This window comes from Mesorhizobium sp. WSM4809, assembly GCF_055811655.1.
The window spans coordinates 451,057-462,903 of sequence record NZ_JBVVQW010000002.1; the positions used below are offsets into that span (position 1 = coordinate 451,057).

10 protein-coding genes are annotated in these 11,847 nt (G+C 61.7%); 1 reads left to right on the top strand and 9 read right to left on the bottom strand.

All coding sequences use genetic code 11. From position 1 onward, the window contains the following. Positions 1–101: 101 nt before the first annotated feature. From AC0L24_RS06665 to AC0L24_RS06705, 9 genes are all read right to left on the bottom strand, one after another. Positions 102–1,166: an ABC transporter ATP-binding protein gene (locus AC0L24_RS06665; protein ID WP_023810097.1), complete on the bottom strand. Its 1,065-nt coding sequence runs from the start codon at positions 1,164–1,166 to the stop codon at positions 102–104. Between the two features lie 16 nt (positions 1,167–1,182). Beyond that, positions 1,183–1,974, bottom strand: a complete 792-nt coding sequence (locus tag AC0L24_RS06670) for an ABC transporter permease (protein ID WP_027037623.1) — start codon at positions 1,972–1,974, stop codon at positions 1,183–1,185. Further along, complete coding sequence (locus tag AC0L24_RS06675; protein ID WP_023810098.1) at positions 1,971–2,885, bottom strand: ABC transporter permease; 915 nt, start codon at positions 2,883–2,885, stop codon at positions 1,971–1,973. Before AC0L24_RS06675 ends, AC0L24_RS06670 begins: the two co-directional genes overlap by 4 nt. Positions 2,886–2,948: 63 nt before the next feature. Next, positions 2,949–4,055 (bottom strand): ABC transporter substrate-binding protein, encoded by a 1,107-nt coding sequence (locus tag AC0L24_RS06680; protein ID WP_127809372.1) that lies wholly within the window; start codon positions 4,053–4,055, stop codon positions 2,949–2,951. A gap of 242 nt (positions 4,056–4,297) precedes the next feature. After that, positions 4,298–5,470, bottom strand: coding sequence for an iron-containing alcohol dehydrogenase (locus AC0L24_RS06685; RefSeq protein ID WP_127329395.1), 1,173 nt, complete (start codon positions 5,468–5,470; stop codon positions 4,298–4,300). Positions 5,471–5,487: 17 nt separating this feature from the next. After that, a complete protein-coding gene (locus tag AC0L24_RS06690) occupies positions 5,488–6,876 on the bottom strand; it encodes an aldehyde dehydrogenase family protein (protein WP_127396762.1) in 1,389 nt (462 codons plus the stop codon). A gap of 125 nt (positions 6,877–7,001) precedes the next feature. Further along, positions 7,002–8,372 (bottom strand): glutamine synthetase family protein, encoded by a 1,371-nt coding sequence (locus AC0L24_RS06695; protein WP_473563575.1) that lies wholly within the window; start codon positions 8,370–8,372, stop codon positions 7,002–7,004. A gap of 86 nt (positions 8,373–8,458) precedes the next feature. Next, positions 8,459–10,021 carry an amino acid permease gene (locus AC0L24_RS06700; protein WP_127809367.1) on the bottom strand — a complete coding sequence of 521 codons (1,563 nt, stop codon included), beginning with the start codon at positions 10,019–10,021 and terminating at the stop codon, positions 8,459–8,461. Positions 10,022–10,042: 21 nt separating this feature from the next. Beyond that, the gene (locus AC0L24_RS06705; protein ID WP_127809366.1) at positions 10,043–10,861 is read right to left on the bottom strand and encodes an N-formylglutamate amidohydrolase; all 819 of its coding nucleotides are present in this window, start codon (positions 10,859–10,861) and stop codon (positions 10,043–10,045) included. Positions 10,862–11,004: 143 nt separating this feature from the next. On the opposite strand from AC0L24_RS06705, the gene AC0L24_RS06710 reads away from it, so the two are divergent. Beyond that, positions 11,005–11,832, top strand: a complete 828-nt coding sequence (locus AC0L24_RS06710) for a MurR/RpiR family transcriptional regulator (RefSeq protein ID WP_127398961.1) — start codon at positions 11,005–11,007, stop codon at positions 11,830–11,832. Positions 11,833–11,847 lie beyond the last annotated feature (15 nt).

Genomic DNA, 11,847 nt, shown 5'->3' on the forward strand with positions numbered 1-11,847 from the left:
CACGGACTTCCCTGCATTGCAGCCCATTGCCACGCGGACGGAAGCATCTCCCGTCTTCGCAGACCGGGATGCAGCCATTCATTTTGAGCAAGCGCATCAGCCTAGTGCAGCACCAGCATGTCGCTCGACGAGAACGAGATCTCGGCCTTTTCACCGACTGCGGGTGGCGGGGTTGCCGGGCTGTTGAAGGTGTCGAGCGAGACCGTGTTGCCACCGATGCCGACGCGAACCCGGATGACCGAGCCGAGAAAATGCACTTCGGAGATTTCTCCCGAAAGGCTGGAGTCACGGCCGGGCTGACGGCCCAGCGAAATCGCTTCCGGACGCAGCGCCAGCGACAGCGTGTCACCTGATTTGGAGCCGTTGAGCTTGCCCTTGAGCGAAACCTGTTCGGAATTGACCCGCACCGTGCCTGCAGCCGCATCGGTGACGGTGCCTTCCAGCACGTTCAGCGTGCCGACGAAATTGGCGACGAACTTGGTCGCCGGACGGTTGTAGATCTCGAACGGCGTGCCGACCTGCTCGGCTTTGCCGCCATACATGACGGCGATGCGGTCGGAGATCGACAGCGCCTCTTCCTGGTCGTGCGTGACAAAGATAGTGGTGATGCCGAGCTTCTTCTGGATCGAGCGGATTTCCTCGCGCAGCGACACGCGCACCTTGGCGTCGAGCGCCGACAGCGGCTCGTCGAGCAGCAGCAGCTTCGGCTTCGGCGCGATAGCGCGGGCCAATGCGATACGCTGCTGCTGGCCGCCCGAGAGCTGGTAGGGATAGCGATCCGCCATCTGCGGCAGCTTGATGATGCCGAGCATTTCGGCGACACGAGCATCGATGTCCGCCCTGGGCATGCCGGCGACCTTCAGGCCAAAGCCGATATTCTGCGCCACGGTCAGGTTCGGAAACAGCGCATAGGCCTGGAACACCATGCCGACATTGCGCTGGTTGGGTTTCAACCTCGTAATGTCCTTGCCGCCGACGACGATCGTGCCCGCGCTCGGCTCCTCGAAGCCCGCCACCATGCGCAGCACGGTGGTCTTGCCGCAGCCGGACGGGCCGAGGAAGGAGACGAATTCGCCGCGCTCGACGTCAAGATTGAAGTCCTCGACCACCGTTGTGGCGCCGAAGGATTTTCGAACGTGCTGGATGGAGAGGAATGGGTCGGCCATGGCGTGGTTCTCTCGATCAATTTGGGCGGTTCGCCGATTTCGGCGCGAAGCGGGACAGTATCTGGATCAGCGACATGCAGCCCCAGGTGATGGCGAAGGCGATGATGGCAAGTGCCGCCGGCTCATAGGCGCGGTTGGCGCCGATATTCTGCAGATAGGGGCCGAAGGCCGGCCGGTTGAGCAGGCTGGCCATGGTGAATTCGCCGATGACGATGGCGAAGGTGAGGAAGGCGCCCGAGAGCACCGCGATCAGCACGTTGGGCAGGATGACACGGGTGATGATCGTCCCCCAACCAGCACCAAGGATCTGTGCCGCCTCCGTCAGTGTGCGCACGTCGATGGTGCGAAGCCCGGTGTCGACGGCGCGATACATGTACGGCAGCGCCAGTGTTGCATAGCCGATGACCAGCAAGGCATTGGTGCCTGTATCGGTCGCCAGGAACGGCAGCGGCGAATTCGACCCGTACATTCTGATGTAGCCGAAGACGATGACGATGGCCGGAATGACCAGCGGCAGCAGGGTAATGAATTCGACGATCGGCCGCAATTGCGGCAGCCGAAGCCGAATCCAATAAGCGGCGGGCACCACGATCAGCACGCCGAGAATGATGGTGAAAACGGCGGCCAGTACCGAATAGCCGAAGGTGGCCTGGAAGCGGGCATCGCCCAACACGACCTTGTAGGCGTCGAAGGAGTACTCCCCGCGCCGCATGCGCATCGAGAACTCCACGGTCGCGATCAGCGGGATGAAAAAGTAGGCCGCGCCAAGAGCAAAGACGAGCCAGGCCCAGAACTTTCCCGACTTCATTTCAGCCACCTCTCGGAACGGGTCCGGAACCAGATGTAGAACACATTGGCAAGACCTGTGATGACGATCATGCCGAAGGCGATGGCATAACCGAGATGGGCATTGTGCAGCACATCTCCACGGATCTGTGCATAGAGCAAAATCGGCACGATGTTGAGCGACGAGCCGGTCAGCGCATAGGCGGTGGCGATGGCGCCGAAGGCGTTGGCGAACAACAGGATCACGGTGCCGAGGAAACTCGGCCAGATCACCGGAATGACCACCATGCGCCAGTACTGGGACATGGTCGCGCCCAGCGTCGCGGCAGCCTCGCCCCATTCCTTCTTCAGCCCGTCGATGGCCGGCACGATGATCACCACCATCAGCGGTATCTGGAAATAGACATAGGTCAGTGTCAGGCCCCAGAATGACAGGATGTTGAAGCCGTGCGCGTAGATGTTAAGGCCGAACACGGTGTTCAGGATCACCGTCGCAAGGCCGAGGCGGCCGAGCGTGGCGAGGAAGGCAAAGGCCAGCGGCACGCCGGCAAAATTGGAGGCCACGCCGGAAAAGGTCAGTGTCGCCGAACGTATCCAGTCCGGCAGGCCACCGCGCACGATGGCGATGGCAATCGCCAGGCCCGCAAATGCGCCAATCAGCGATGACGCAAGACTGATCTTGATCGAAATCCAGTAGGCGGCAACGATGGACGGTTGCGCCAGCGCTGCGATGTTCTCGAGCGTGAATTCGCCGGCATCGTTCTGGAATGCACCCAGCATCAGATAGAGCGTGGGCAGGATGAGGAACATGATGGCGAAGATGAAGAAAGGCGCGACACCAAGCCATTGTGTCGGCAGCCGCATGCTGCGTGCTTCGGCGGGAGGCGCAGTCTTCCCGGTAACAGCGTGGTCGGACAATGAGATATCGGTCATGCGCCGGCTACCGTCTTCGAGAGAAGGACCGGGCGGCCGCGAAGCCGCCCGGCATGGTGTGAGTTACTTCACGTTGGCGCCGACGACGGCATCCCAGTTCTTGGTGATGGCTTCCTTGGACTTGCCCTGCTCCTCGAGTGTCGGGAACACGGCGGACGCATAGGCTTCGGCCGGCGGCAGCTTGGCCAGGATGTCAGCCGGGATCTTGCCGTTCTTGGCGAGATCGTTGAAGCGGATCGGGTGGCAATAGCCTTTCAGCCAGCCGATCTGGCCTTCGTCCGAGTAGAGGTATTCGAGCCAGAGCTTGGCTGCATTCGGATGCGGCGCGTAGGCGCTGATCGCCTGCACGTAGACACCGGCGACAACACCGGTCTTCGGCACGACGACGTCGACGGGCGGATTGCCCTTCAGCGTGTCGCGGCCTGCGAGCGCGTTGTAGTCCCAGGTGACGAGGATCGGGGTCTGGCCCTGGGCGAGCGTCGCGGCCTTTCCGATGACCGGCACGAAATTGCCGGCGGCATTGAGCTTCTTGAAGAAGTCGAGGCCAGCGGTACCGGCAGCTTCACCAGCGGCGGCGCCTGACGACAGGCCGGCGGCATAAACCGCCTGGATCGCCTGGTTCGAGGCACGCGGATCACCGGCAAGGGCCACCGAGTTGGCGAATTCCGGCTTCAGCAGGTCGGCCCAGTCGGCCGGAGCTTCCTTGACGAGATCCTTGTTCACCTGGAAGGAAAGCACGCCGTAATAGTCGCCGGTCCAGAAACCTTCGGCATCCTTGGCGCTGTCGGGGATCGAGTCCCAGGTCGACACCTTGTAGGGCTGGATCAGGCCATCAGCCTTGGCGGTCGGGCCGAAGGACAGGCCGACGTCGATGACGTCGGGCGCCTGCGGGCCCTTGTTGTCCTTGTTGGCCTTGATCGCCTCGATCTCGTCGCCGGAACCGGCATCGGGATTGAGTTCGTTGACGGTGATTTCCGGATACTTCGCCTTGAAGCCTGCAATGACGTCGCCGTAGCCGCACCAGTCATGCGGCAACGCGATGGTGGTGAGCTGGCCTTCCGCCTTGGCGGCCTTGACGAGATCGTCCAGCGAATCCGCGGACGAAATCACCGTCGACGCGAAAAGCGCCGCGGCCGAAAGGGAAAGCACTTTCCCCGTGAATTTGAACATGTGTTCTCTCCGTTGAACTGACGCCGTTGGACGCCTGCGATGCGGTATCGTTTTCATGTGACAGCCAGATGAAAGCTTTGTGAAAGCGGCTGCTCGCAGTGCGAAAAAGTAAACTCTTTTTAACCTGATGTAGCAATCGCTCCGCGATTCTTTTTCCGGCTAATTAGTTTTTGCCTTGCCCGTCATCCTCCCCCTTGTTTTCATAGCCCCTTTTCAGATCACTTTGCGGCGCGGAAAACGCCTCAGATCGTTCCGGCGATGGCGTTTTCGAGCAAGGTCAGCGCCGCCTTCTTGGTCAGCTTGACCGGGTTGCCGCCGGCAGTCGGATCGACCACCGCCATATCGGCGATCAGCGTCTTACGCTTCTTGTCCATGTCGAGCCCCTTGATAAGGCCGGGCAGTGCATGCGGCACCTTCAGTTCCTTGCGAAGCTTGATGATGGCTTTGGCGAAGCCGTCAAAGCCGCCCTTGATGCCGCAATAGGCGGCGAGCCGGCCGATACGCTCCTCGATGGAGTCCCGGTTGAAGGCCAGAACATAGGGCATGAACACCGCGTTGGTCATGCCGTGATGGGTGTCGTAGAGCGCGCCGACCGGGTGCGACAGCGAATGGATGGCGCCGAGCCCTTTCTGGAAGGCGGTGGCGCCCATGGCGGCGGCGCTCATCATATGGGCGCGCGCAACGAGATCCCCGCCGTTGGCATAGGCCTTCGGCAGGTTCTCGAAGACCAACCTCACGCCTTCGACGGCGATGCCGTCGGCCATCGGATGGTAGCCGGGCGCGCAATAGGCTTCGAGGCAATGGGCCAGCGCATCCATGCCGGTACCGGCGGTGATGAAGCCCGGCATGCCGACCGAAAGCTCCGGATCGGCAATGACGATAGCCGGCAACAATTTGGGATGGAAGATGACCTTCTTGGTGTGCGTCGCCTCATTGGTGATGACGCCGGCGCGGCCGACCTCCGATCCGGTCCCGGCGGTGGTGGGCACGGCGATGATCGGCGCGATGGCATCCGAATTGGCGCGCGTCCACCAGTCGTCGACATCCTCGAAATCCCACACCGGCCTGACCTGCCCGGCCTGGAAGGCGATCAGCTTGCCGAGATCGAGCGCCGAGCCGCCGCCGAAGGCGATGACGCCGTCATGCTTGCCCTTCTTGAACACGGCGATGCCGGCGGTCAGGTTGGATTCGACCGGGTTCGGCCTGACCTCGGAGAAAACGCCGTAAGGGACCTTCGCATCGTCGAGGATCTCTAGGGTCGAGGCGACGACCGGCAGTTTCGCCAGTCCAGGGTCGGTGACGAACAACGGCCGCTTGATGCCGGTGGCCGCCAGCACCTCAGGCAATTCCTTGATGCGGCCGGCGCCGAAGCGGACGGTGGTGGGGTAGTTCCATTTGGAGATCAGCTTGGACATTTTTGTCTTTCAATAAATCAGATGGCTTCGCGCAGATGGAATGATTTCGGCCTGGTGAGATTGTCATAGCCGATGGCCGACAAGCCCGCGCCCTTGCCGGTGTCCTTGACGCCGGTCCAGACCAGTGCCGGATCGAGGTAGTCGCAGCGGTTCATGAACACCGTGCCGGTCTCGACGCGGTTGCCGATCGCAACCGCATGCTCGGTATCGCGGGTCCAGATCGAAGCCGTCAGCCCGTAAGGACTGTCGTTCATCAGCGCGATCGCCTCTTCGTCGTTACGCACCTTCATGATGCCGACGATCGGTCCAAAGCTCTCTTCGCGCATGACGCTCATCTGATGGTCAACATTGGTAAGCACTTCCGGCGCCAGATAGGGCGAACCGGCCTTGTCGTTAGCCACCTTCATGTTGACGTGCGCCACCGCGCCCTTGCGCAGCGCCTCGGCCTTCTGTTCACGGATCAGGTCGGCGAAGCGCGCCTGCGCCATCGGCCCCATCGTCGTCGCCTGGTCGAGCGGATTGCCGACGACATAGTTCTTTGTCTCGGCGATGAAGCCTTCGACGAATTCGTCATAGACCTTCTCGTGCACATAGACGCGTTCGATGCCGCAGCAGCACTGGCCGGAATTGTAGAAGGCGCCGTCGACCAGATTGGCGACGGCATGATCCATCTTGGCATCCGGCAGGACATAGGCCGGATCCTTGCCGCCGAGTTCGAGGCCGAGCGTCATGAAGGTGCCGGCCGCAGCCTTTTCGATGGCGCGGCCGCCACCGACCGAACCGGTGAAATTGACATGGTCGATCTTGCCGGAGCCGAGCAGTTTTTCGGTCTGCGCATGGTTCAGCACGACATTCTGGAACACGCCCTTGGGCAGACCCACTCCGTCGAAAGCCTGTTGGAAGCGCTCGCCGACCAGCAGCGTCTGCGCCGCATGCTTGAGGATCACGGTGTTGCCGGCCATCAGCGCCGGCACGATGGTGTTGACGGCGGTGAGGTAAGGATAATTCCACGGCGCGATCACCATGACGACGCCAAGCGGGTCCTTCTTCACATAGCGGCGAAAGCCATCCTTCGGGTTGGAGGCCGGCACCGACTTGAGCGCCTGCTCGGCGATCTCGACCATGTAGGTGGTGCGTTCCCTGACCCCGCCGAACTCGCCGCCATAGCGTACGGGCCGCCCCATCTGCCAGGCGATCTCCGGCACGATCTCGTCTGATATCGCGACCAGCGCTTCCAGCATGGCGAGCATGTACTTGCCGCGCTCGACGATTGGCGTCAGCCCCCACTTCTCCTGAGCCGCCTTGGCACGCTCGACCGCGGCATTGATCGCCTGGTCGGTCGCGATCGGTCGCTCGGCATAGATCGAACCGTCGATGGGGGATATGAGTTTGACCGTCTCGGTCATTTTGTAAGTCCTCGTATTCTACAACAAAATCGTATGGCCTGGCGCTGTCCCTCATCTGCCTGCCGGCACCCTCTCCCCCACGGGGAGAGGGTAAAAGTGAAGGGGCGCCGACGAACCGTCGATACCTAGTACCGCTCGAACCCTCTGTGCAGTTCCCAATCCGTGATGCGGCGGTCGTATTCGAGCTGCTCCCACTTTGCGGTGTGGACATAGTGTTCGAGCACATCCTCGCCGAGCGCCTGCTTGAGCATCTTCGACTTCGCAAGCGTCTCGGTGGCATCGCGCAGCGTCTTCGGAATCTCCGGCAGGCGCGATGCCTGATAGGCATCGCCGACGAACGGCTTCTGCAATTCCAGCTTCTCGTCGATGCCGGCAAGACCGGCAGCGATCAGCGCTGCGAACGCAAGATACGGGTTCAGATCGGCGCCGCCGATGCGGCATTCCATGCGGATGCCCTTGGTGCCCTCGCCGCACAGGCGGAAGCCGGCGGTACGGTTGTCCTCGCTCCACATGATCTTGGTCGGCGCGAAGGTGCCGGCCTGGAAGCGCTTGTAGGAGTTGATGTAGGGCGCCAGGAACCAGGTGAATTCCTTGGCGTATTTGAGCTGGCCGGCGGCCCATTGCTGGCCAAGCGTCGACAGCGTCCAGTCGGCGGTTTTGTCGAAGAACAGCGGAGTCTTGCCGTCGGCGCTCCACAGCGAATTGTGGATGTGGCTGGAATTGCCGGCGAGCCCGTAATTGTATTTGGACATGAACGAAATCGCCTTGCCCTCGGACTCCGCGATTTCCTTGGCGCCGTTCTTGAGGATGACGTGACGGTCGGCCATGTCGAGCGCCTCGGCGTAGCGCACATTGATCTCTTCCTGACCCGGACCCCACTCGCCCTTGGAATTCTCGATCGGAATGCCGGCCGCTTCCATCTCGTTGCGAAGCCGGCGCATGACGCCTTCTTCCTTGGTGGTGATGCCGATCTGGTAGTCGCCGATATAGGGCGATGCGGTATCGAGACCTTGCCAGTGCTTCTTGCGGGCGGAATCGTATGTCTCGTTGAACAGATAGAATTCAAGCTCGGAAGCAAAATAGCCTATATAGCCGCGCTCCGTCAGCCGCTTGACCTGCTTCTTCAAGATGGCGCGCGGCGAATGTGGCAGGTCATCATGGGTGTGGTGGTCGAGCACGTCGCAGATCACGAGTGCGGTCTTTTCCAGCCAGGGAATGCGCCGCAGCGTGGCGAGATCCGGCTTCATGACGAAGTCGCCATAGCCCTTCGACCAGCTCGCCGCCTTGTAGCCGGGCACCGGCTCCATATCGATGTCTGCGGCCAGCAGATAATTACAGCCATGCGTTTCGTCATGCGCGGAATCGACGAAGTACTGCGCCAGGAAGCGTTTTCCCGCTAGCCGTCCCTGCATGTCGACGATGCAGGCCAGCACGGTGTCGATCTCACCGCTGGAGACCGCGTTCTTCAACTGATCGAACGAGAAATTTCCGGCCATTCCTTTGGCACTCCAGCGCTTGTCGATTGAAAGGGAAAACGCAGCCATGGCCGGCGCGAGGCCGGCCATGGCCACAAAGGGCGATATCAGGCGCCAGCTTCGCCGATAGCCACCTCGGCTGCCTTGATCGCGGCCTGGCGCTTGGCAATCTGGTCACCGATCGGCGGACCCTGGAAGCGACGGTTCTCGAAACCGAACCAAAGCAGGGCGGTCAGCACGATGAAGCCTATGGTGATGTAAAGCACCTTGTCGTTCGGCGGCTGGATGGCGATGTAGAAGATGATTACCATGCCGACGATCGATAGCGCGCAGAACAGCTTGAACAGCCCAGCGCCGAGATTCCACGGGCCTGGAGTCGGCCATTTCGCCGTTCCGAAAGCCAGCATGCCGAGCACGATCGGGATGATGAACGACAGGAACAGGAACACCAGCGTCGAATTGACGACGATGGTGTAGATGTTGGTGCCGCCGATCGAAATGAACTGGGCAAGGAACACATACAGGATCTCGAGGATCGCGGCCGTCCAGATCGCATTGACCGGCGTGCGCCAGGTCGGGTTGACCTTGGCGAGCGAAGCCGAACCGATCGGCATGCCGCCGTCGCGAGAGAAGGCAAACAGCATGCGCGAGGCCGACGTCACTGTGGCGAGGCCGCAGAGGAATTGCGAGATCAGGATCGCCAGATAAAGCAGTTCCTTCAGCCACACCGGCAGGATCGCGTCCATGGTCGAGAAGAACACGCTCCAGCCCTGCTTGGCGCCGGCCGCCAGGTCTGGGATGGCCAGAACGATCGCACACAGCATCACCCAGCCGATCAGCGACGACCAGAGCACGGACGAAACGATCGCGCGCGGAACCGAGTGTGCCGCCTTGAGGGTCTCTTCGGAGGTATGTGCCGACGCGTCATAGCCGGTGATGGTGTACACCGGCAGCAGCAGGCAGAGCAGGAACAGGTAGCTCATGGAGTCGGTTTGCGGAAAAACACCGCCGCCCGCATCGCCTGAATAGTTGGTGAACGTCCACAGCCGGCTGATGTCGATTGCCGGTGCGAACACCAGGCAGGCCACGATCAGCACTGCTGTTGCGCCCAGAATAAGAAAGCCCGAAGCATCGGTGAGCATTGCCGTCAGTTTGATGCCGAAATGGTTGAACAGCGCCTGCAGCACGGTGATGAAGGCGACGAACCCGACGATTTCGCCCGGCGTGCCAGTGATGCCAAACCAGCTGCCGAACGTTCCGACAAAGAAGAACGCAGTGCCGATATTGATCGCGCCGAGCACGGTGATCAGGCCGAACAGGTTGAGCCAGGCGGTGAGCCAGCCGGTGAAACGGTTGCCGAGGATCGACGCCCAATGATAAAGGCCACCGGCGGTCGGGAATGCCGAGGCGATCTGCGCCATGGCGAGCGCAAAAAATCCGGAAACGGCGCAGCCGACGATCCAGCCGATGCCGGCGCCCGCGCCGCCGATCGACGACGTCGCCTGCGCGAATGAATTGATGCCACCCGACAGGATGCAGATGATCGAAAATGAGATGGCGAAATTCGAGAAGCGGCTCATGCTTCGCGACAGTTCCTGGGCATAACCCATTCCGTGGAGGACCTTCAGATCCTCCTTCTTGTCGACATCCGAATAGTCTTGCGCTGACATTTTTGTCCCCTTTTTAAGTTCTTAGCTGGCCGATTGAACTGACTTTCCCATTGCACGTTGTCGGGAGCCCCTGGCCTCCTCGGGCTCCAGATCCAGAAAAATGCCCGTGAGCAGATCCGCCCATTTCCGCTGCCCGGTCTCGCCGGCGATTTCGTCGTTGCGGATTTCGATCATCGCGCAGAGCAAGCCGCGCGAGCGCGCATGCCGTTCCAGCGTGAAATAGACACGGTCGGCCGGCGAATAGGGCTCGTTGACGCCGACGGTGACGCCGGCAAGCCGCTTCAGCGCTGATATCAGCGGTGCCGCCAGCCGGCGATCCTCGTCATGGATGATGCCTATATGCCAGGGCCGGTTGCGTCCCTTGTAGACCGGCGTGAAGGAATGCACCGAAACCAGGCGGGTCGCCTGTCCACGCGCCAGCCGGTCATCGACAATCTGCTCGATGGTGGCATGAAACGGCTGCCACGACAGGGCGACACGGGCCGCACGCTCACTTTCCGACAGGCCGGCATTGCCCGGTATGGCTGTAGTCTCGCTGACCGGCGGTACCAGGTCGGGCGCGTCGAGCGGCCGGTTGCAGTCGACAACGAGACGCGAAATACGGGTTTCGACCAGCGTCGCGTCGAGCGCCTCGGCCATGCGCAGCGCTACCGGCAGCGCGCCTGGATCCCAGGCGATGTGGCGGGAGAGGTCCTCGGCGGCAAGGCCGAGCGTGCCGAATTCGGCGGGCAGGAAGTTCGAGGCGTGATCGCAGGTCAGCACGAAAGGGCTCGATCCGCCGGGGTTCGTCACCCTCACGGTATCAGACGATGCAAGGCTGGCGGGCCGTGCTTTCTCCATAGTCTGCCGTCCCCGGGGAGCGCTGTATCGTATGTTACGTATTTTGCCTCATTGCGTCCCTGTGGATGATTTCATACAGTTTGTCCGGCTTTGTCAAATGCGATTTCGGAAAAGACCGTCGACCGAGCCAGGGTGGGGAAAACATGATTTCCAGCATTGCCGAACTGATCGCCGACCGTATCGGCGCGATGCCGGCCAGCGAACGGCGCGCGGCCCAGACGCTGATCGCCAACTATCCGATGATCGGCCTGAAGACGGTCGCCGAATTTTCGGCCGCGGCCGGCGTCTCCTCGCCGACGATCTTGCGTTTCGTCGCCCGGCTCGGCTTCCAGAATTATCCGGAATTCCAGTCGAGCCTGCAGGACGAGCTGGCCGCGCAACTGCAATCGCCGGCAACAAGGACGCTCAACCCGCCCTCGCCCGGCGGCGGCACGGTGTCGCCGATGCTGGAAGCGACGCTCGACAATATGCGCGAGACGTTCAGACACCTCTCCGACAGGCAGCTTGCCGACATCGCCGCCCGGCTCGCCGACCGGCGCGGCAAGACCTTCCTGATCGGCGGTCGCTTCACCGATCCGCTGGCGCGCTACATGGCCGCCCACCTCGCCGTCATCCAGCCGGATGTCTTTCACCTCGCCGGGCAGGAGAGCATGTGGCGCGACCGGCTGATCGACATGGGCAAGCGCGACGTGCTGGTGATCTTCGACATCAGGCGCTACCAGGACAGCCTCGTCCGCTTCGCCGAGAAGGCGCATCAGCGTGGCGTCCAGATCGTGCTGTTCACCGACCAGTGGCTGTCGCCGATCGCCCGCTTTGCTCGTCATGTTATCGCCGGACGAACCGCGGTGCCGTCGGCATGGGACTCTTCGGCTGCCCTTTTCGTTGTCGCCGAAACGCTGATCGGCGCCGTCACCAGGCAACTGGAAGCAGAAGGCGCCAAACGCATTCGCGAGATGGAAAGTCTGCGTTAGTGCCTGTGCGACGAT

Coding starts and splice junctions, on each gene's coding strand:
- AC0L24_RS06710 (WP_127398961.1), top strand. CDS start 11,005: ATGATTTCCAGCATTGCCGAACTGATCGCCGACCGTATCGGCGCGATG.
- AC0L24_RS06695 (WP_473563575.1), bottom strand. CDS start 8,372: ATGGCCGGAAATTTCTCGTTCGATCAGTTGAAGAACGCGGTCTCCAGC.
- AC0L24_RS06685 (WP_127329395.1), bottom strand. CDS start 5,470: ATGTCCAAGCTGATCTCCAAATGGAACTACCCCACCACCGTCCGCTTC.
- AC0L24_RS06670 (WP_027037623.1), bottom strand. CDS start 1,974: ATGAAGTCGGGAAAGTTCTGGGCCTGGCTCGTCTTTGCTCTTGGCGCG.
- AC0L24_RS06665 (WP_023810097.1), bottom strand. CDS start 1,166: ATGGCCGACCCATTCCTCTCCATCCAGCACGTTCGAAAATCCTTCGGC.
- AC0L24_RS06680 (WP_127809372.1), bottom strand. CDS start 4,055: ATGTTCAAATTCACGGGGAAAGTGCTTTCCCTTTCGGCCGCGGCGCTT.
- AC0L24_RS06675 (WP_023810098.1), bottom strand. CDS start 2,885: ATGACCGATATCTCATTGTCCGACCACGCTGTTACCGGGAAGACTGCG.
- AC0L24_RS06705 (WP_127809366.1), bottom strand. CDS start 10,861: ATGGAGAAAGCACGGCCCGCCAGCCTTGCATCGTCTGATACCGTGAGG.
- AC0L24_RS06700 (WP_127809367.1), bottom strand. CDS start 10,021: ATGTCAGCGCAAGACTATTCGGATGTCGACAAGAAGGAGGATCTGAAG.
- AC0L24_RS06690 (WP_127396762.1), bottom strand. CDS start 6,876: ATGACCGAGACGGTCAAACTCATATCCCCCATCGACGGTTCGATCTAT.